The sequence below is a fragment of the Pseudomonas sp. TNT3 genome, from assembly GCF_010095445.2.
Classification (GTDB): Bacteria; Pseudomonadota; Gammaproteobacteria; order Pseudomonadales; family Pseudomonadaceae; genus Aquipseudomonas.
Genome location: NZ_WFGV02000069.1, coordinates 1 through 20,369 on the forward strand (window position 1 = coordinate 1; position 20,369 = coordinate 20,369).

Consider the following 20,369-nt stretch of genomic DNA (forward strand, 5'->3'; position numbering starts at 1 on the left):
CATGACGCAAGCTGCGCGTCAGCCTGGGCTGCAGGCTGGCCGGGTCGCGCTCGGCGGTTTCACTCAGGTACCCGACCACCGCTTCGGCGGATTGCAACTCGCGCTCCACATCCGCCAACGCCTGATGCACCAGCAAGCCCATGCAGGCCAGCGTGACCAAGGCGAAAAATCCGCACACCCACAGGTTGATCCGCCACAGGGCCGACATCCCTAGCGCCCCTGTATCGCTGGCATGACCGCCAACGGCGCGAGACGCGGGCCGTGGAGTTTGTCGACGCCGATCAGACTCAGGATCAACAGAAACGGCAGGAGCAGCGCTTTGAGAATACGCATGGTCGATCTCCTTTGAGTAATGGCCGTTGTTGACGGTGCTGCTGTCCATCCTTCTTTCCATCCTAAGTCGGCGCCGCCCAGGGCAAGTTACTACCTTGGTACTGGCTGACTGGTACTTTCTGCATATTTCCTATCACCCACCGGGTTCCTATGCTGGCGCTACCCGGAATGGAGTGTCCTATGCGCCAGCTTGCCCCTTACGCCCTGTTCTACCTGCTGGCGATCGCTTGCGCCGCCGGGCTGGCGACCCAAAGTCAGGCGGCCGATGCGCCGTTGCAGGTGCAGATCGGCTACCTGGGTTACCGCCCCGACCCTGGACCGCTGCTGTCGAATGTCATCCCCGAGCCCGCCGATGCCGGACTGCGCGGTGCCGAGCTGGCGATCACCGACAGCAACAGCACCGGACGTTTTCTCAATCAGCATTACAGCCTGCTCAGCGCCAGCGTCGACCATCCCCAGGCCCTGATCGACGCTGCCAGGGTTCAGCACGAACAGGGTGTCAGGCTGTTCGTGGTGAATGCCCCGGTCGACACCCTGCGCCAACTCAGTGCCGCCCTGCCCGACAGCTTGCTGTTCAACGCCGGTAGCGCCGATGACACGTTACGCACCACCGATTGCCTGCCAAACGTGCTGCACAGCCTGCCGAGCCGGGCGATGCTGGCCGATGCGCTGGCGCAATTTCTGGTGGTGCGCAAATGGCAGCGAGCGCTGCTGATCGTCGGCCCGACCGCCGATGATCAAGCCTACGCCGCCGCCCTGCGACGCGCGGCCAAGCGTTTCGGCCTGAAATTGGTGGCGGAGAAAGCCTGGAGTTTCGATAACGATCAACGCCGCAGCGCCCAGGCCGATATGCCGCTGTTCACCCAGACCGCCGAGTACGACGTAGTGCTGGTGGCCGATGAGCGCGGTGACTTTGGCGAGTACGTGCCCTACCAGACATGGTTTCCGCGCCCAGTCGCCGGCACACAGGGCTTGACCCCGGTGGGTTGGCACAAGACCGTGGAAACCTATGGCGCCGCGCAGTTGCAGAAACGCTTTGAAGCCCTGGCCGGACGCTGGATGAATGACGGCGATTTCGCCGCCTGGATCGCCGTGCGCAGCATCGCCAGCGCCGTGAGCAAACTGCGTCAGGCCGATCCGATGGCGATCCGTACGTTGGAAATCAGCGATCAACTACCGCTGGACGGCTTCAAGGGTCGCAAGCTCAGTTATCGCCCATGGAACGGCCAGTTGCGTCAACCGATTCCGATCGTGCAGCCCCGGGCACTGGTCAGCACGTCGCCCCAGGACGGTTTCCTGCACCCCTTCAACGAAATGGACAGCCTCGGCTACGACAAGCCTGAGGTCAGCTGCCGCTTTCCCTGATTCAAACCTCCAAAAACAATAAGGAATCCGCCATGCGCCGCACCCTGCTTTCATGCGCCCTGTTGCTCGCCGCCGGGCACGCCGCGGCCAGCACCGCCTGGGTCTCCAACGAGAAGGACAACAGCCTGAGCCTGATCGACATGCAGACCCTGCAAGTCACCGATACCCTGCCCGTCGGGCAACGACCCCGTGGCCTGTTGCTGTCCCACGACAGCAAGCTGCTGTACATCTGCGCCAGCGACTCGGACCGGGTCCAGGTAATGGACGTGGCCACGCGCAAGATCATCAAGGAGCTGCCTTCCGGCAAAGACCCCGAGCAATTCGCCCTGCACCCCAACAACCGCTGGCTGTACGTCTCCAACGAAGACGATGCACTGGTCACCGTGATCGACACTGAAACCTCCAAGGTGCTGAGCCAGATCAATGTCGGCGTCGAACCCGAAGGCATGGCAGTCAGCCCGGACGGCAAGTGGGCCGTCAACACCAGCGAAACCACGAACATGCTGCACTGGATCGATACCAGTACCCAGACGCTGGCGGACAGCACCCTGGTGGACCAACGCCCGCGTTTCGTCGAGTTCGCGCCGGACGGCTCACAGTTGTGGGCCTCGGCGGAGATCGGTGGCACGGTCACGGTGCTGGATGTCGCGACTCGCCAGATCCTCAAGACCCTGACCTTCCAGATCAAGGGTGTGCACCCGGACAAGGTGCAACCGGTGGGTATCAAGCTGAGCGCCGACGGCAAATACGGTTTCGTTGCCCTCGGCCCGGCCAACCATGTGGCCGTCATCGACGCCAAGACCTTCAAGATTCTTGATTACCTGCTGGTGGGCAAGCGCGTCTGGCAGATGGCGTTCACCCCGGATCAGAAGCAATTGCTGGCCACCAATGGCGTCAGCGGCGATGTGTCGGTGATTGATGTCGACAGCCTCAAGGTGACCAAGTCGGTCAAGGTCGGGCGTTATCCATGGGGCGTGGTGGTCACGCCATGAACGCGCTGGAGGTCAGCGACCTGAGCTTTGCCTACGGTGCACGGGAGGCGTTGCGCCAGGTGAGTTTCAGCCTGGCGCCGGGGCGTTTCGCGGCACTGCTGGGGCCTAACGGCGCGGGCAAATCGACGCTGATTGCACTGCTCACGCGGCTTTACGATCTGCAACGGGGCGAGATTCTGGTGGGCGGCTGTTCACTGCGCAATACGCCGCGCCCGGCGCTCAAACAGCTGGGCGTGGTGTTCCAGCAAAGCACCCTGGACCTGGACCTCAGCGTTGAACAGAACCTGCGCTATCACGCCGCGCTGCATGGCCTGTCACGGCGCCAGACCAGTCTGCGGGTGGACGCAGAACTGGAGCGACAGGCGTTGACCGACCGTCGTCGCGAACGGGTGCGCGAGCTCAATGGCGGCCATCGCCGCCGGGTGGAAATCGCCCGCGCCCTGCTGCATGAGCCGCGCCTGTTGCTGCTCGACGAAGCCAGTGTCGGCCTCGACCCGGCCAGCCGCCTGGCACTCAATCAACACATCCGCAGCCTTTGTTGCGAGCAACGCATCAGCGTGCTCTGGACCACGCACTTGCTCGACGAAGTGCAGCCCAGCGATGACTTGCTGATCCTTCATCAAGGGCGATTGGTCGCCAGCGGCCAGGCCGATGCCTTGAGCCTGGAACATGGCGGCGATCTCGGTTCAGCCTTCGCGCGCCTCACCACATCTTCACCTTCAGGAGCCGCCGTTCGATGAATGCTTACTGGCAGTGTTTCAGCGGCATCGTGCTGCGTGAGTGGTTGCGCTTCGTGCTGCAACGAACGCGGTTCCTCAGTGCATTGGTGCGACCGTTGCTGTGGTTGCTGGTGTTCGCCGCCGGTTTTCGTGCCGCATTGGGGATCGCGATCATCGAGCCCTACGACACCTACATTCCCTACGAGGTGTACATCATCCCGGGGCTCGCTTGCATGATTCTGCTGTTCAACGGCATGCAGGGTTCGCTGTCGATGGTCTATGACCGGGAAATGGGCAGCATGCGCGTGCTGCTGACCAGCCCCCTGCCCCGGACGTTTTTGCTCTGCAGCAAACTGCTGGCGACGTCGCTGATTTCGCTGCTGCAGGTGTATGCCTTCCTGGCCATCGCCTGGGCGTATGGCGTGCAACCGCCGCCCATGGGCTTGTTGGTTGCCTTGCCGGCGCTGTTGCTGGTGGCCCTGATGCTCAGTGCGCTGGGGCTGTTGCTGTCGAACGCCATCCGCCAGCTGGAGAACTTTGCCGGGGTGATGAATTTTGTGATTTTCCCGCTGTTTTTCCTGTCGTCGGCGTTGTACCCGCTGTGGAAAATGCGTGACTCGAGCGAGTGGTTGTACTGGTTGTGTGCGTTCAATCCGTTCACCCATGCGGTGGAGCTGGTGCGGTTTGCGTTGTATGAACGGTTCAATACGCTGGCCATGGGCGTGTGCGCAGGATTGACCCTGGTGTTCGTCCTGCTCGCGGTCCTCACCTTCAACCCGCAACATGCGGCGTTGCGGAAAGCCACCTGACCCCACACAGTAGGACGGTACGACTGTAGGAGCTGTCGAGTGAAACGAGGCTGCGATCTTTTGATCTTGCTTTTAAAAGCCAACGTCAAAAGATCGCAGCCTCGTTTCACTCGACAGCTCCTACACAGCTCCTACAGTCCTATCAACAGGGAGGGAGAGTTCGGGCATTTACTACTTTAGTACCGGTTTACCTGTCTATCGTCGCATTCCCAACGCACCGCAACTGGCATGTAATGGGTTCATAACTATAAGGATTGAACCCCATGCTGCGTGCCCGACGTTGCCTTCTGCGTCCCACTCTTGCCGCGCTGTCCCTGAGCCTGCTGCTGGGCGTTGCACACGCCGAAACGGCGCTGTTCTCCTCCGACGGTTATCGCATCGCGCTTTACCGCAGCCCGACACCGAATCAACTGGATGGCGCCGCCATCATTGACACCACGGCCCTGCAAGCATTGCTCAAGCAAACCCCTCGCCCGGTATTGATCGACGTCTACCGCCGCCAATGGCTGCAGGGGCGTTTTATCGAAGATCAGCCCCACGAAAATGTACCCGGTAGCCACTGGCTGGCGAACACCGGCGACGGCGACTTGAGCGCCGAGTGGGCGGGCTATTTCGCGCGTCACCTGACGGCACTGACCGCAGGCGATCTGGCGCAACCGCTGGTCTTCTATTGCCGCTCCGATTGCTGGCTGAGCTGGAACGCGGTAAAACGCGCCGCCGCAATGGGCTATAAGACACTGTATTGGTACCGCGACGGCCTGGATGCCTGGCAAGCGGCTAACCTGCCCGTGATGGCCGCCCAGCCCGAACCCTTTCCCTGACCTTTACGCTTGCGTGTTGTTGCCACACCATAATGAAAATAATGAGGTGAAAGGCCATGTACAAAATTCTGATTGCCGACGATCACCCGCTGTTTCGCGAAGCCATTCATAACGTCATCAGCGACGGATTTCCCGGCAGCGAAGTGATGGAAACTGCCGACCTGGACAGCGCTCTGCTGCTGACCCAGGATCACGATGACCTGGACCTGATCCTGCTCGACCTGAACATGCCCGGCATGCACGGCCTCAACGGCCTGATCAACCTGCGCAACGAGGCTCCGACCATTCCCGTGGTGATCGTCTCGGCCGAGCAGGACAAACAGATCGTGCTGCAAGCCATCACCTATGGCGCCGTAGGATTCATCACCAAATCCTCGCCGCGGGTGCAGATGACCGAAGCCATCCAGCAAATCCTCAATGGCAACGTCTACCTGCCGCCGGACATCATCCGCACGCAGAAAAGCGGTACGCACCGCCGGATGAACGACAACCCGAGCTTTGCGCCGGAACTGCTGCAGGCGTTGACCCGCAAGCAGCTGCTGGTGCTGGAGCGCATGACCAAGGGCGAATCGAACAAACAGATCGCCTACACCCTGGAAATCGCCGAAACCACGGTCAAGGCCCACGTCTCGGCGATCCTGCGCAAACTCAATGTGCACAACCGGGTACAGGCGATTCTGAGTGCGGGGGATATTGATTTCGGGTCTTATCTGCGACGTTGAGCGCGTCCTCCGGCTCCGATACCAACCCTGTGGCGAGGGAGCTTGCTCCCGCTCGGCTGCGAAGCAGTCGTGAATTCAGTCAATGCGGTGTATCAGGAAAACCAAGTTGTCAGGGTTTACGACTGCTTCGCAGCCGAGCGGGAGCAAGCTCCCTCGCCACAGGTTATCGGTTTTCGCAGAACAAATGACTCATCGCCCTCTCCCCACATTGATCGGCATTGAACGCAGAGTTTGTGCACGACCAAGATCCAGTGTGGGAGCTAGCCTGCTAGCGATGACGCCGGCCAAAGCACCGCAGAACTTAAGGCCTGCCGAGCAAATGACTCATCGCCGTCTTCAGCTTCATCGGCCGGACCGGTTTGTGCATCAGCGTATGGCCCAGTTCACGGATCTGCAGTTTCAGCTCGTTGCTGTAGTTGGCGGTGATCATCATTGCCGGTATCGCGCTGGCCCGTCGGGCATTGATGCGGGCCACGGCGTCGACGCCGTTCTGGTCGTCATCCAGGTGATAGTCGGCAATCAGCAAATCCGCCTGGGCATGGTAGTTGTCCACCTGGCGTGCCAGGTCCTGTTCCGACAACGCCGTCACCACCACACAGCCCCAGCCCTCCAGTAACGTGCGCATGCCGGCGCAAATGGCCGCGTCGTTATCCAGCACCCACACACGTGCCCCGCGCAGACGCTCCAGCATCGGCTCACTCATCAACAGACCGGGCAGCGCCTTTGGCGCGGTGGCGCTCAGCGGCACCTCGACGGAAAACATCGAGCCCCTGCCCGGCCACGAGCGCACGTGGATGCGATGCCCGAGAATCCCGGCAATTTTTTCCACGATCGCCAGGCCCAAACCCAGGCCACGGTCCTGATCCGGCCGTTGCACGTCACCGCGCTTGAACTCCTGAAAAATCTCTTCCAGCCGATTTTCCGCAATGCCCATCCCGCTGTCCCACACCTCGATCGACAGGCGCTGGTGATGACGTCGGCAGCCCAGCACCACTCGCCCGCTGTAGGTGTAGCGAATGGCGTTGCTCAGCAGGTTGCGCAAGATCCTGGCGAGCAACTGGATGTCGCTGCGCACCAGCGCCGAGCAGCCAATGAAATGCAGTTCCAGCCCCTCGCTGAGGGCGACCTGGGTGTATTCGGCGGCCAGGTTATCCAGCAGCTCGCTGAGGGCGAACGGCGCAATGTCGGCTTTGATCACCCCGGCATCGAGCTTTGAAATGTCCACCAGTGTGCCCAACAGGTTTTCCACGTCCTCAAGCGAGTTGCTGACGTTGCGCACCAGGATTTCGTTGGCCATCGGCTCCCGGCGCTCCAGCAATGCACTGGTAAACAGCCGCGCCGCGTTCAGCGGTTGCAGCAGGTCGTGGCTGACGGCGGCGAGAAACTTGGTCTTTGACAGGTTGGCCTGCTCGGCTTCCAGTTTCGCTTCGCGCAAACGCGACTCGACCCGCCGGCGCTCGTCGATTTCCCTCAGCAGCTGGTCGTTGAGGGTGGTCAGTTCCGCCGTACGTTCCCGCACCCGAAGCTCGAGATTCTGATACGCCTGATGCAATGCCTCGGCGGTGCGACGGCGCTCGGTGATATCACGGATCAACACGAAAATCCCCACCACCTCTCCGGTGGCCAGGCGATTGGGCACGTAGGAGCGCAGCATGTAGCGCTCCTGATTGTTGATGTTGGTTTCGGCGAATTCGAACGTCACGCTTTCACCCGCCAGCGCCCTGGCGACGTAGGCTTCCAGGCGTTGGTAATGCTGCTCGCTGTGCACTTCGCGCAGGCTCTGGCCGAGCATCACGCCCCGTGGCCAGCAGTACCACTGTTCGTAGACTTTATTGGTGAATTCATAGACCAGGTCGGCATTCAGGTAGGCGATCAATGCCGGTACATGGTCGGTGATCAGGCGAATCCAGCGCTCGCTTTCGCTCAGCGCTTCGGCGTGCTGATAGCGCTCGGTGATGTCGGTGAAGGTGTTGACGAAGCCCCCGGTGGGCAATGGATGGGTGCGAATTTCCAGCACCCGGCCATCGTAAAGACGCTGCTCGCACTCCTGCACCGGGCGGCCGTTGACGTCGCGACTGGCCGGTGTCAGCAGGTGCAATTCGCTGTCGGCGATCACCTCGGCAAATGGGCGGTGGGCGGCCACTGGCGCCAGGCCGCTGAGCTCAAGGAACCGCCGGTTCCACAGTTCCAGCACGCCGTCAGCGTTGACCATTGCCACGCCCTGGGACAGGTTGTCGACTGCCCGTTGCAGCAAGTGGGATTTCTGCGCCACGGCTTGTTCGCGGCGCATCGTTTCGCTGAGTTTGACGTCGGTAATGTCAGTGAACAGGATCACCCGTCCACCCTCCTGGGTCGGCCGTTCACTGACTTGCAGCCAGCGCCCGTCTTGCAGGCGATAGAGCAGGTTTTCGTCGGCATGCCCGCGAGGCTCTTCGGTGAACAAGCCGGTGGCACTCATCAAGCGTTTGACTTCGGCCAGACGCATGCCGGCATTGATGCGCACCCGGCTGTTGCCCCAGAACGCCTTGAAGCGGCTGTTGAACAAGACGATTCGCTGATCGGCATCGAACAACACAAACGCGTCGGAAATGCTTTCGATGGCGTCGATCAAATGCTGATGGGCCGTCTCCGCCCGCAGCCGCGCTTCGCTGAGCAGGTGATTGCCGGACTTGAGTTCGGCCATGGCCTGGTTCAACGCATCGGTGCGCTCGCGCACCTGTTCGGCGAGCACCACCGAATGCTGGAACGCCGCGTAGGGGTCATTGCCGCGGGTGGCGCCCGATTCGATGCGCTCGATCAGCGCACTGTTGATGCGCTGGAGTTTGTGATTTTCACGTTGCAGGCTGGCGAGTTGGGCCTGGAGCTCAACGGTGTCCAGGGGATCGGCCCCGGGCAATGGCAACGCCGGTGAAGGTCTGGTTGATGTGCATGCCATTGAACTGTTCTCCGTAGGTGTTGAAACCCATCACCCGCTGGTCGCGCAAAAACGCACCGACGTGCTCCAGACTGCCGCTGTTTTCCAGTTCCATGCGCCGTAGAAAACAATCGCAACCGAGGGTCAGTAGCAGATCACCGAGTCGCTCGTGCAAGCCTTCGAACAGGTTTTGCAGGTTGGGCAGCATCGGCCCCGGCGCCATGACGGTGAGGACGATGCCGTTTTCCACCGCGCAGTAAAAACTCAGGCTCAGGTCTGGATGAACCTGCTGGATCGCCCGTACGTAGTACTGATCGTTGATCCGCACCGCCAACGGGTGCGCCGCAAACACCCGATGATCCAGTTCGGCGACGGGGACACCGATGTGCCGTGCGTACTCCTCGGCGGCGGGTTCGGCGTTGAGCTCGAAGACCCGACGGGACGCACTGTCGGCCCCTGTCACCACGAGTTTTTCGGCTCGGGGCAAAATGTGGTGGGTGGTGAAGACTTCAAAGTCCAGCCAGGTGTTGACCAGCACCACCACCGCTGCACCGCTGTGAAATTCGCCCCCGAAGTAGACGTGGGTGTGGGTCAGGTAGTTGTCGTCACCGGCCGAACCACCGAAATGCGGGATGTCGCCCAACGCTGCACTCAGGGCGCCGAGGACCATTTCTTCGCGGCTGGACAAGCCGTCGAGCAAGGTCAGGGCGAAGCTGTTGCCCTTGATCGGCGCCAGGGTGTTGCTGCGACAGCCGCTGACCAGCCGTTCGACCATCTGCTGCGCGTCGATCAGGCTGAAGCGCTCCATTTCGTCGATCAGTTCGGCGTCGATGGAAAAATGCCGATGATCGAAACCCACCGCCGTGACGCAATTGCGCCCGTAGCCCAGCGGCGTGATTTCCCCGGCACTGGTGCAACCCACCAGGCGAATGCCGCCGAAGCTTTGTTGCAATGCCTGCCCCAGCGCCTGGAGGTCGTACTCGGCGGAACAGAAAAACAGCACGAAGCCCAAATGCGGGTGCAACAGCTGTCGCGCCAGCTCCTGGGCAACTTGCTGCGCATCGGTGGCCTGAGACATCGCACTGACCACACCTTCATTCCCGACCTGCTGCATTGTCGCCTCCCGCAGGTGCGCGTGTATGAGGTTCGAGTGTACGAAGGCCGGGTAGCGCGACCTATGCTACTTGGGTAGCGGGTAGGCACTTCGATGGGATGAGAACAAGCCCCTCCGCACCGTCGCACCGTCGCACCGTCGCACCGTCGCACCGTCGCACCGTCCCTGTAGCAGCTGCCGAGCCTGCGAGGCTGCGTCCGGCTGCGAAGCAGTCGTAAACCCTGCGCGCGAGGGTTATCTGACACACCACATTGGCTGGTTTTACGACTGCTTCGCAGCCGGACGCAGCCTCGCAGGCTCGGCAGCTGCTACAGGGGCCTGTGTTGTTTGGGCGTTACCAGGTCAGCACCGCCCCCACCGCGAACGTATCGGTGTCTTCATTCTGCGCATCGGTGTCGTGGCCGTTGATTTCGAACTGGTTGTACTCGGCGACCAGTTTGAGGTTGTCGTTGACGTCATGAAACAGCGCGACGCCCCGGGTTTCGTAGTCTGCGCCGCTGCCGACCGCGCCGTTGCCGTCGTCCTTGGTCTTGCCGTAGGACAAGGCCAGGCGGTTCTTGCCCAGCTTGTACGAGCCCTGCAGCAAATAGCCGTCGCTGTCGATGTTGCGCAGCGTCGGTTCGCCAGCGTTGTTGGTGTAGAACGGGTTGATGCCCTTCGCCTGGAAACCCGAACCGGTGAGCGACAAACCGCCCATCTTCGCCTGCACGCCGTAGCCAACTCCTTTGGAAGTCACGGACTCGACGCTTGCATCGGTATTGTCCGAGGTCTGGTAGCTGCCGTTGACCCAGCTATAAATCTTCGCCCCGGCGAGATCGAACTGGTAGGTGATCTCACTCTCGGTGCGCGGGTTTTCCTGGTAGGCCTTGCCGGTCGGGCTGCTGTCGTTGGTGTCGACCGGGTCCATGATCCCCACCGCCACCCGCAAGCCCTCCATCACCGGCGTGCGGTAGGTGATCTGTGAGGTGGGAAACGGGTACGGATAACCGGTGCCGATGTTGCCGAAGGACACGCCGCCGCCATCCACCAGGCCGAGCGTATCGCTGACCTGGCCATAACCGGCGAGCAGTTCATCCAGCAGAATGTTGGAGCGCGCAAACAGACCGAAGTCCTTGCCGATCAGCACTTCGCCCCACTCGGGGTTGGCCACCGTGCCGTAGAACTGCCGCACGTCGATGGCGGTGTCGGTGCCGTTGGTCTCGCTGTCGTTGATGGTCACCCAGAATGAAGCACGCGCGCCGAGCTTCAAGTCATCGACCTGCTTGCCCATGTTGAAGCCCAGGTAGTTGGGCAGGAACCCCATCTTCACCCGCGACTGTCGACGGTCGTATTGGTCGCCGGCGCGGTCGACGTCACTGTTCACGTAGAAGGCGTTGATGTAGCCGTCCGTGGAAAAGGTCGTCTGGTCCTTGTCGTACAGCATGATCTCGGCCTCGGCCATCGGGGCCAAACCCAGGGTCGACAGGCTGGCAATCAAGGCAGGCAAGTAACGATGCTTGAAATTCTTATTGTTGTGCATGACGCGCTCCGCAACGTGGACTGGATGTCGGAGGCGATTATCGAAAGCTGACCGGCGGCGTCATACGCTGCCTTGGAGGCGTTTATGAAGTGCTTTGGGTTGGCGGGTGCGGCGCGGCAAGTTCGGTGTAAGACCGGGCCGCGACAGGGCCCGGGACCAAGGGTGTAAGACTGTCAGACGCTCGCCCGGTACAACATGCAGGCCGCAATCAGTACACACAGACTGGCGAAACCGACCTGCAAGGCTCTGGCCGGGACTCGCGCGCAGAGGCGTCGACCGATGATCATGCCGACAATGCTGGCGGCAATGAATGCTCCGCCGCTGGCGTCGATCCGGACGCCGGCGTGGAATGCGCCAATCACCCCGATGGCCGAGATCAGGCTGATCACCATTAAGGAGGTCGCGACGATTCCGCGCATCTGCACGTCGGTCAATTGCTTGAACGCCGGGACTATCAGAAACCCGCCCCCGACGCCGAGCAGCCCGGAGACGACACCCGTCACCGCGCCCAACGCCGCCAGGGTCGCGGTGCATTTGGCGGTCCAGGAGAAACGCCCGGTCTGCTGGTCGAGCATGCAGTTTTTCTGGCCCCAGTTGGCGTGGCCGTGGTCGCTCGGTCCTTCTTGGTGGCGCTCGCGGCGCAGCATGCGCCAGGCGACCATGATCATCAGCAGGCTGAACAGGATCATCAGGATTGTTTCCGGCAACTGATGGGCGAAGAAGATGCCGAGTGGCGAAAACAGTGCGCCCAGCAATGCAATCAACAGCGCCGCGCGATAGCGCACCAGTCCATGACGCAGACCGTCGATGGCGCCCACTGCCGCTGCGCTGCCCACTGCGAACAACGCAACGGGGGCGGCTTGCGTCATCGTCAGGCCCATGCCCAGCACGAGCGCGGGCACCGCAAGAATCCCACCTCCGGCCCCGGTCAATCCAAGCACCAGCCCCATCACCACACCAAAGAAACTAGCCAGCAACATAAAAACCCGAGATCCATGAAAAGCCGGGAACGCCCGGTATCGATTGGTTTACAGGATAGAGCCCTCACGGCTTTTTTCCTTCACTGAATTGACCAGGGCTGGTCAAGCCGGTGCAAATGACTCTACGCTCAACAGCTGTCCCACGAAGAAGCGGCCATCATGCCTGCCCAGATTGAAGCTTTTCTAGACCCCGCCTCATCGACCTACAGCTACGTGATTTACGAACACGATGGCAGTGCCTGCGCCATCGTCGACCCCGTGCTGGATTATGACGCGGCGGCCGGTCGGACCCGTACCGTGCAGGCCGACCGGATCGTGGCTTTTGTGCGCGATCATCAGCTGCAGGTGCAGTGGTTGCTGGAGACCCATGCGCACGCCGATCACCTGTCTGCCGCGTTCTATTTGCGTCGGGAACTGGGCGGCAAGATCGCCATCGGGCAGACCATCAGTAAGGTTCAGGACGTATTCAAAAGCCTGTTCAATCTGGAGCCGGCGTTTCGTGTCGATGGTTCTCAGTTCGACCATCTGTTCGCGGCGGACGAATCCTTCATGATCGGCAATCTCAAGGCCAAGGCCTTGCATGTGCCCGGGCATACTCCAGCGGACATGGCCTACCTGGTCGATAGCACGATGATTCTGGTGGGCGACACGCTGTTCATGCCGGATGTCGGCACTGCCCGCTGCGACTTTCCCGGTGGCGATGCCCATCAGATGTTTACCTCGATCCGCAAACTGCTGGCATTCCCGGCCAGCGTCAGCCTGTACGTGTGCCACGACTACCCGCCCGAGGGCCGCGAGCCCCAGTGCATGACCACGGTCGGCGAGCAGCGCAAAAGCAATATCCATGTGCGTGACGGCATCGATGAAGCCGCTTTTGTTGCCATGCGCAACCAGCGGGATGCGGGTTTGGGCATGCCGAACCTGTTGCTGCCGGCGATTCAGGTGAATGTGCGGGCGGGGAATTTGCCGCCGGCAGAAAGTAATGGCGTGACTTACTTGAAGATTCCGGTTAACAAATTTTAAAGTCAAAAGATCGCAGGCTTCGCCAGCTCCTACAGGGGACGAGTACAGCCGTGGAATTACGGTTGCAGGCGATCCGCGTAGGAGCTGCCGCAGGCTGCGATCTCTGGATCTTCAGCTCGTCAGGGTCAAGCCGTTGGCCGGCAATGGCAGCGCCGTCTTGTAGCGCACCTGCTTGAGCGCAAAGCTCGAGCGGATGTTCGCCACCCCAGGCACCTTGGTCAAAAAATCCATCATGAAGCGTTCCAGCGACTGAATGGTCGGCACCAGCACCCGAATCAGATAATCCGGATCGCCCGCCATCAAGTAACACTCCATCACCTCCGGGCGATCCGAAATCGCCTCTTCGAAATGCTGCAGTGCCTCTTCCACCTGTTTCTCCAGGCTGACGTGGATAAACACGTTGACGTGCAACCCCAGCAGCTCGGCATCCAGCAGCGTCACTTGCTCGCGAATGAGCCCCAATTCCTCCATGGCCTTGACCCGATTGAAGCATGGGGTCGGGGACAGGTTGACCGAGCGGGCGAGGTCGGCGTTGGTGATGCGTGCATTCTCCTGAAGGCTGTTGAGAATGCCGATATCGGTACGGTCCAGTTTGCGCATGAGACAAAATCACCTGTTTTTTATGTTTATGCAGATTTTTTATCCTCAAATGATCTCAAGCGCAACGAAACAGAGAGAAATATTCTTCTTGCGCCGGCCTATGATTGTTGTAGGACAAGATTTCTTCCACAGAAGAAAGACGGTCAGCTCACTACAAGAAATTCACAAGATCGAGCGTAGAAGCCATGAACCAAGCGTATGAACCGCTGCGCCTGCACGTTCCCGAACCTTCGGGCCGTCCAGGGTGCAAAACCGACTTCTCCTACCTGCGTCTGACAGACGCCGGTACGGTGCGCAAACCCCCTATTGACGTTGAACCTGCCGACACGGCCGACCTGGCCAAGGGCTTGATTCGCGTACTCGATGACGAAGGCAACGCCCTCGGCCCATGGGCTGAAGGGGTTCCGGTCGAGATCCTGCGCAAAGGCATGCGTGCCATGCTCAAGACGCGCATCTTCGACAACCGCATGGTGGTCGCCCAGCGTCAGAAAAAAATGTCGTTCTACATGCAAAGCCTTGGCGAAGAAGCCATCGGCAGCGCCCAGGCCCTGGCCTTGAACATTGACGACATGTGCTTCCCGACCTATCGCCAGCAGAGCATTCTGATGGCGCGGGAAGTGCCTCTGGTAGACCTGATCTGCCAACTGCTCTCCAACGAACGCGATCCCCTCAAGGGCCGCCAGCTGCCGATCATGTATTCGGTACGCGATCACGGGTTCTTCACCATTTCCGGCAACCTCGCCACTCAATTCGTACAGGGCGTGGGCTGGGGCATGGCCTCGGCGATCAAGGGCGACACCAAAATCGCCTCGGCCTGGATCGGCGACGGCGCCACCGCCGAATCCGACTTCCACACCGCCCTCACCTTCGCCCACGTTTACCGCGCGCCAGTGATCCTGAATGTGGTCAACAACCAATGGGCCATTTCCACCTTCCAGGCCATTGCCGGGGGTGAAGCCACTACCTTCGCCGGTCGTGGCGTTGGCTGCGGGATTGCCTCCCTGCGGGTCGATGGCAACGACTTCGTCGCGGTCTACGCCGCTTCTGCCTGGGCCGCCGAACGTGCGCGCCGCAACCTCGGCCCGACCATGCTCGAGTGGGTCACCTACCGTGCCGGTCCGCACTCCACCTCCGATGATCCTTCCAAATACCGTCCTGCCGACGACTGGAGCTACTTCCCGTTAGGCGACCCGATTGCGCGCCTCAAGCAGCACCTGGTGAAAATCGGTCAGTGGTCCGAAGAGGAGCACGTCGCTGTCAGCGCCGAACTGGAAGCCGAAGTGATCGCCGCGCAGAAAGAAGCCGAAAAATTCGGCACCCTGGCCGGTGGCCAGATTCCAAGCGCCGCGACCATGTTCGAAGATGTCTATAAAGAGATGCCGGAGCACTTGAAGCGCCAGCGTCAAGAGTTGGGGATCTGACATGAACGATCACAACACTACTATCGAGCTGGAAACCGCCATGACCACGACCACCATGACCATGATCCAGGCCCTGCGCTCGGCCATGGATGTGATGCTTGAACGTGATGACAACGTTGTGGTCTTCGGCCAGGACGTCGGCTACTTCGGCGGCGTGTTCCGTTGCACCGAGGGTCTGCAGACCAAGTACGGCACCTCCCGGGTGTTCGACGCACCGATATCCGAAAGCGGCATCGTCGGCGTCGCGGTGGGCATGGGTGCCTACGGTCTGCGGCCAGTGGCTGAGATTCAGTTCGCCGATTACGTTTACCCGGCTTCGGACCAGATCATTTCCGAAGCCGCCCGCTTGCGCTACCGCTCGGCGGGCGAATTCACCGCACCGATGACCCTGCGCATGCCTTGTGGCGGCGGCATCTACGGCGGCCAGACCCACAGCCAGAGCATCGAAGCGATGTTTACTCAGGTCTGCGGCTTGCGCACCGTCATGCCCTCCAACCCGTATGACGCCAAGGGCTTGCTGATCGCCTCCATCGAAAACGATGACCCGGTGATCTTCCTCGAGCCGAAACGCCTGTACAACGGCCCGTTCGACGGTCACCACGACCGCCCGGTAACTCCGTGGTCGAAACACCCTTCGGCACAAGTGCCTGACGGCTATTACACCGTGCCGCTGGACGTCGCAGCCATTGCCCGTCCGGGCAAAGACGTGACCATCCTGACTTACGGCACCACGGTGTATGTGTCGCAAGTGGCCGCTGAAGAAACCGGGATCGACGCTGAAGTCATCGACCTGCGCAGCCTGTGGCCGCTGGACCTGGAAACCATCGTCAAGTCCGTGAAGAAAACCGGCCGTTGCGTCATCGTTCACGAAGCGACCCGTACCTGCGGTTTCGGCGCTGAACTGGCCGCGTTGGTGCAAGAGCATTGCTTCCATTACCTGGAAGCGCCTATCGAACGCGTCACCGGTTGGGACACCCCTTATCCGCACGCGCAAGAGTGGGCGTATTTCCCTGGCCCGACCCGTGTGGGCGCGGCTTTGCATCGGGTTATGGAGGTCTGAATGGGCACGCACGTTATCAAAATGCCGGACATTGGCGAAGGCATTGCAGAAGTTGAGTTGTCGGTGTGGCACGTCAAGGTCGGTGACCTGGTCGTTGAAGATCAGGTACTGGCGGATGTCATGACTGATAAGGCGATGGTCGATATTCCATCGCCTGTTCACGGCAAAGTGATTGCGCTGGGCGGTGTGCCGGGCGAAGTCATGGCCGTTGGCAGCATCCTGATCAGCATTGAAGTCGAAGGCGCGGGCAACGTTAAAGAGTCTGCCCAGCCTGCGGCTGCTGTCGTTAAAGAAGCCCCTGTCGCGGCCCCCAAAGTCGAAGCCGTGGCGGCGAGCAAACCGGTCGCGGCTGCAGCGCCGCGCCCTGCTGTCAGCCAAGGCCCTATGGTTGCTCGCGAGGCCGATGAGCGCCCGCTGGCCTCCCCGGCGGTCCGCAAACACGCACTGGACCTCGGCATTCAACTGCGCCTGGTACGCGGCACCGGCCCTGCGGGTCGGGTACTGCACGACGACCTGGAGGCCTATCTGGCTCAGGGTCAGTCGAACGCCTCTACCGTTTCTACCGCGTACGCCCAGCGTAACGACGAAGAGCAGATTCCGGTCATCGGTATGCGCCGCAAGATTGCCCAACGCATGCAGGACGCCACTCAGCGCGCCGCTCACTTCAGTTATGTCGAGGAAATCGACGTCACTGCAGTGGAAGAGCTGCGCGCCCATTTGAACGAGAAACACGGTGCAACCCGCGGCAAGCTGACCTTGCTGCCGTTCCTGGTCCGCGCCCTGGTTGTCGCCCTTCGGGATTTCCCGCAAATCAACGCCCGTTACGACGACGAAGCCCAGATCATCACCCGCCTCGGCGCCGTGCATGTCGGCATCGCCACCCAAGCCGACATCGGCTTGATGGTTCCGGTGGTGCGTCATGCGGAAGCCCGCAGCTTGTGGGACAACGCCAGGGAGATATCACGCCTGGCGACCGCCGCGCGCACCGGCAAGGCCAACCGGGACGAACTGTCCGGTTCGAGCATTACCTTGACCAGCCTGGGTGCACTGGGCGGCATTGTCAGCACTCCGGTGCTGAACCTGCCGGAGGTGGCCATCGTCGGTGTGAACAAGATCGTCGAACGCCCAATGGTGATCAAAGGCCAGATCGTGATTCGCAAGATGATGAACCTCTCCAGCTCCTTCGATCATCGCGTGGTCGATGGCATGGACGCGGCGCAATTCATCCAGGCCGTTCGTGGCCTGCTCGAACAACCCGCCACCCTGTTCGTGGAGTAAGGAACTGCAATGCAAACTCTAAACACAACACTGCTGATCATCGGTGGCGGTCCCGGCGGCTATGTCACGGCGATTCGTGCGGGTCAGTTGGGCATCCCGACCCTTCTGGTGGAAGGCCAATCGCTGGGCGGTACTTGCCTGAACATCGGCTGCATTCCGTCCAAGGCGTTGATCCATGTGGCCGAACAGTTTCACCAGACCCGGCACCACAGTCAGCATTCAGCGCTGGGGATCAGCGTTTCGGCACCAAGCCTGGACATCGGCAAAAGTATCGAATGGAAAGACGGCATCGTTGATCGCCTCACCACCGGCGTTGCCGCCCTGCTGAAAAAGAACAAGGTGCAGGTCATTGAAGGTTGGGCCCGCATCATCGACGGCAAGACTGTCGAAGTGGGCGATACGCGGATCCATTGCGAGCACCTGGTGCTGGCCACGGGTTCGAAAAGCGTGAACCTGCCAATGCTGCCGATTGGCGGGCCGGTCATTTCTTCCACTGAGGCCTTGGCGCCGACATCCGTGCCCAAGCGTCTGATCGTCGTGGGTGGCGGGTACATTGGCCTGGAACTGGGTATTGCCTATCGCAAGCTGGGCGCCGACGTCAGTGTGGTCGAGGCGCAGGATCGTATCTTGCCGGCTTACGACGCGGAACTGACCCAACCGGTTCATGAAGAACTGAAGAAGCTTGGGTTAAAGCTTTACTTGAAGCACAGCGTTGAAGCATTTGATTTAAAAGATAATTCACTTAAAGTTCGCGACCCTGAGGGTGGCACTGTCCTCCTTGAAACCGATCAGGTGCTGGTCGCGGTCGGGCGCAAACCCAACACCCAGGGTTTCAACCTGGAAGCGCTGAATCTGGACATGAACGGCTCCGCGATCAAGATCGACAATCGCTGCCAGACCAGCATGCGCAACGTGTACGCCATCGGCGACTTGAGTGGCGAACCGATGCTGGCCCACCGGGCAATGGCTCAGGGCGAAATGGTCGCCGAACTGATCAGCGGCAAATCCCGCGAGTTCAACCCGACCGCCATTGCCGCCGTTTGCTTTACCGACCCGGAGCTGGTGGTGGTTGGCAAGACACCGGATGACGCCAAGGCTGCTGGCCTGGATTGCATCGTTTCCAGCTTCCCGTTCGCCGCCAATGGCCGGGCGATGACACTGGAATCGAAAAGCGGCTTCGTCCGGGTCGTGGCGCGGCGTGACAACCATGTGATTGTCGGCTGGCAGGCGGTGGGTGTTGGTGTATCGGAGTTGTCGACCGCGTTCGGCCAGAGCCTGGAAATGGGTGCGCGACTGGAAGACATCGCCGGCACCATCCATGCGCATCCGACGCTCGGTGAAGCCGTCCAGGAAGCCGCGCTGCGTGCCCTTGGCCACGCGCTGCATCTGTGATTCAAAACAATGGATGTTGGCAGAGATGGCCTCATCGCTAGCAGGCTAGCTCCCACATTTGGAATGCGTTCTCCTGTGGGAGCTAGCCTGCTGGCGATTTCTTGAGGTCCACTGGATTTATCTGTCTGTCATCCGATAGTCCGGGCTGCGAAACAGGCCCGGAATGAAGTATTGTTGTCCCCATCCAAAAAAACGTCAGAAGCCTTGAACCGCTTTGGCGGTTGTTCAGTGATAGAGGGTGTCATGGGTAACGAAAGCATCAATTGGGACAAGCTGGGTTTTGACTACATCAAGACAGACAAGCGTTTCTTGTCGTACTGGCGTGACGGTTCCTGGGACAAAGGCACCCTGACCGAAGATAACGTGCTGCACATCAGCGAAGGCTCCACTGCGCTTCACTATGGTCAGCAATGCTTCGAGGGCATGAAGGCCTATCGTTGCAAGGACGGCTCGATCAACCTGTTCCGACCGGACCAGAATGCCCTGCGCATGCAACGCAGCTGCGCACGTCTGCTGATGCCGTTCGTGGAAACCGAGCAGTTCATCGAAGCCTGCAAGGAAGTGGTTCGCGCCAACGAGCGTTTCATTCCGCCTTACGGCACCGGCGGCGCGCTGTACTTGCGTCCGTTCGTGATCGGCGTGGGTGACAACATCGGCGTGCGTACAGCCCCCGAGTTCATCTTCTCGATTTTCTGCATTCCGGTCGGCGCCTACTTCAAGGGCGGCCTGACCCCGCACAACTTCCTGATCTCCAACTTCGACCGTGCAGCCCCTCAAGGCACTGGCGCGGCGAAGGTCGGTGGCAACTACGCCGCCAGCCTGATGCCAGGTTCCCAGGCCAAGAAGGCGCACTTCGCCGACTGCATCTACCTGGACCCGATGACCCACTCGAAAATCGAAGAAGTCGGTTCGGCCAACTTCTTCGGTATCACCCACGACAATAAGTTCGTCACGCCGAAGTCGCCTTCCGTGTTGCCGGGCATCACCCGTCTGTCGTTGATCGAACTGGCAAAATCGCGTCTGGGCATGGAAGTGATCGAAGGTGATGTGTTCATCGACAAGCTGTCCGACTTCAAGGAAGCCGGCGCTTGCGGTACCGCTGCGGTGATCACGCCAATCGGCGGCATCAACTACAACGACAAGCTGCACGTGTTCCACAGTGAAACCGAAGTCGGCCCGGTCACCCAGAAGCTCTACAAAGAGCTGACCGGCGTGCAAACCGGCGACATCGAAGCTCCAGCCGGCTGGATCGTCAAAGTCTGACCTGACACCCGCGCCATCGAAACCCTCCATCTGCCTCGGCAGTG

18 protein-coding genes and 1 pseudogene are annotated in these 20,369 nt (G+C 60.6%); 12 read left to right on the forward strand and 7 right to left on the reverse strand.

Annotated features, from left to right (window positions below):
- Together GBC55_RS26555 and GBC55_RS29840 are read right to left on the reverse strand one after the other, a co-directional pair.
- Window positions 1-208: pseudogene (locus tag GBC55_RS26555) on the reverse strand (sensor histidine kinase); the annotation flags it as partial.
- 2 nt (window positions 209-210) lie between these two features.
- The gene (locus GBC55_RS29840; protein WP_281508189.1) at window positions 211-333 is read right to left on the reverse strand and encodes a hypothetical protein; all 123 of its coding nucleotides are present in this window, start codon (window positions 331-333) and stop codon (window positions 211-213) included.
- Between the two features lie 180 nt (window positions 334-513).
- Between GBC55_RS29840 and GBC55_RS26560 the strand changes: the two genes are divergently transcribed.
- The 6 genes from GBC55_RS26560 (at window position 514) to GBC55_RS26585 (ending at window position 5,761) form a co-directional block, all read left to right on the forward strand.
- Window positions 514-1,698: an ABC transporter substrate-binding protein gene (locus GBC55_RS26560; protein WP_162439990.1), complete on the forward strand. Its 1,185-nt coding sequence runs from the start codon at window positions 514-516 to the stop codon at window positions 1,696-1,698.
- 32 nt (window positions 1,699-1,730) lie between these two features.
- Complete coding sequence (locus tag GBC55_RS26565; RefSeq protein WP_162439989.1) at window positions 1,731-2,690, forward strand: YVTN family beta-propeller repeat protein; 960 nt, start codon at window positions 1,731-1,733, stop codon at window positions 2,688-2,690.
- The gene (locus GBC55_RS26570) at window positions 2,687-3,430 is read left to right on the forward strand and encodes an ABC transporter ATP-binding protein (protein ID WP_162439988.1); all 744 of its coding nucleotides are present in this window, start codon (window positions 2,687-2,689) and stop codon (window positions 3,428-3,430) included. Before GBC55_RS26565 ends, GBC55_RS26570 begins: the two co-directional genes overlap by 4 nt.
- Window positions 3,427-4,218 carry an ABC transporter permease gene (locus GBC55_RS26575; protein WP_162439987.1) on the forward strand — a complete coding sequence of 264 codons (792 nt, stop codon included), beginning with the start codon at window positions 3,427-3,429 and terminating at the stop codon, window positions 4,216-4,218. The genes GBC55_RS26570 and GBC55_RS26575 overlap by 4 nt, the downstream gene beginning before the upstream one ends.
- A gap of 263 nt (window positions 4,219-4,481) precedes the next feature.
- Window positions 4,482-5,039 (forward strand): PQQ-dependent catabolism-associated CXXCW motif protein, encoded by a 558-nt coding sequence (locus GBC55_RS26580; protein ID WP_162439986.1) that lies wholly within the window; start codon window positions 4,482-4,484, stop codon window positions 5,037-5,039.
- A 56-nt stretch (window positions 5,040-5,095) separates the two neighbouring features.
- On the forward strand, window positions 5,096-5,761 hold the full coding sequence (locus GBC55_RS26585; protein ID WP_162439985.1) for a response regulator transcription factor: 666 nt from the start codon (window positions 5,096-5,098) through the stop codon (window positions 5,759-5,761).
- 301 nt (window positions 5,762-6,062) lie between these two features.
- Here GBC55_RS26585 and nahK read toward each other — a convergent pair whose 3' ends face one another.
- From nahK to GBC55_RS26605, 4 genes are all read right to left on the reverse strand, one after another.
- A complete protein-coding gene (gene nahK, locus GBC55_RS26590; RefSeq protein WP_162439992.1) occupies window positions 6,063-8,657 on the reverse strand; it encodes a hybrid sensor histidine kinase/response regulator NahK/ErcS' in 2,595 nt (864 codons plus the stop codon).
- The gene (gene nosP / locus GBC55_RS26595) at window positions 8,626-9,789 is read right to left on the reverse strand and encodes a nitric oxide-sensing protein NosP (RefSeq protein WP_162439984.1); all 1,164 of its coding nucleotides are present in this window, start codon (window positions 9,787-9,789) and stop codon (window positions 8,626-8,628) included. Before nosP ends, nahK begins: the two co-directional genes overlap by 32 nt.
- A gap of 334 nt (window positions 9,790-10,123) precedes the next feature.
- Window positions 10,124-11,308 (reverse strand): porin, encoded by a 1,185-nt coding sequence (locus tag GBC55_RS26600; protein ID WP_162439983.1) that lies wholly within the window; start codon window positions 11,306-11,308, stop codon window positions 10,124-10,126.
- Between the two features lie 173 nt (window positions 11,309-11,481).
- A complete protein-coding gene (locus GBC55_RS26605) occupies window positions 11,482-12,288 on the reverse strand; it encodes a sulfite exporter TauE/SafE family protein (protein ID WP_162439982.1) in 807 nt (268 codons plus the stop codon).
- A 159-nt stretch (window positions 12,289-12,447) separates the two neighbouring features.
- On the opposite strand from GBC55_RS26605, the gene GBC55_RS26610 reads away from it, so the two are divergent.
- Window positions 12,448-13,311: an MBL fold metallo-hydrolase gene (locus GBC55_RS26610; RefSeq protein ID WP_162439981.1), complete on the forward strand. Its 864-nt coding sequence runs from the start codon at window positions 12,448-12,450 to the stop codon at window positions 13,309-13,311.
- Window positions 13,312-13,422: 111 nt separating this feature from the next.
- Here the strand turns inward: GBC55_RS26610 and bkdR are convergent, their stop codons facing one another.
- On the reverse strand, window positions 13,423-13,911 hold the full coding sequence (gene bkdR / locus GBC55_RS26615) for a Bkd operon transcriptional regulator BkdR (RefSeq protein WP_162439980.1): 489 nt from the start codon (window positions 13,909-13,911) through the stop codon (window positions 13,423-13,425).
- Window positions 13,912-14,096: 185 nt separating this feature from the next.
- Here bkdR and GBC55_RS26620 point away from each other — a divergent pair, with 185 nt between their 5' ends.
- The 5 genes from GBC55_RS26620 (at window position 14,097) to GBC55_RS26640 (ending at window position 20,325) form a co-directional block, all read left to right on the forward strand.
- The gene (locus GBC55_RS26620) at window positions 14,097-15,332 is read left to right on the forward strand and encodes a 3-methyl-2-oxobutanoate dehydrogenase (2-methylpropanoyl-transferring) subunit alpha (RefSeq protein WP_162439979.1); all 1,236 of its coding nucleotides are present in this window, start codon (window positions 14,097-14,099) and stop codon (window positions 15,330-15,332) included.
- 1 nt (window position 15,333) lies between these two features.
- Entirely contained in the window at window positions 15,334-16,392 is a 1,059-nt protein-coding gene (locus GBC55_RS26625; protein WP_162439978.1) for an alpha-ketoacid dehydrogenase subunit beta, read from the forward strand.
- Entirely contained in the window at window positions 16,393-17,670 is a 1,278-nt protein-coding gene (locus GBC55_RS26630) for a dihydrolipoamide acetyltransferase family protein (RefSeq protein WP_162439977.1), read from the forward strand.
- 9 nt (window positions 17,671-17,679) lie between these two features.
- Window positions 17,680-19,062 carry a dihydrolipoyl dehydrogenase gene (gene lpdA / locus GBC55_RS26635; protein ID WP_162439976.1) on the forward strand — a complete coding sequence of 461 codons (1,383 nt, stop codon included), beginning with the start codon at window positions 17,680-17,682 and terminating at the stop codon, window positions 19,060-19,062.
- A 243-nt stretch (window positions 19,063-19,305) separates the two neighbouring features.
- Window positions 19,306-20,325 (forward strand): branched-chain amino acid aminotransferase, encoded by a 1,020-nt coding sequence (locus GBC55_RS26640; protein WP_162439975.1) that lies wholly within the window; start codon window positions 19,306-19,308, stop codon window positions 20,323-20,325.
- Window positions 20,326-20,369 lie beyond the last annotated feature (44 nt).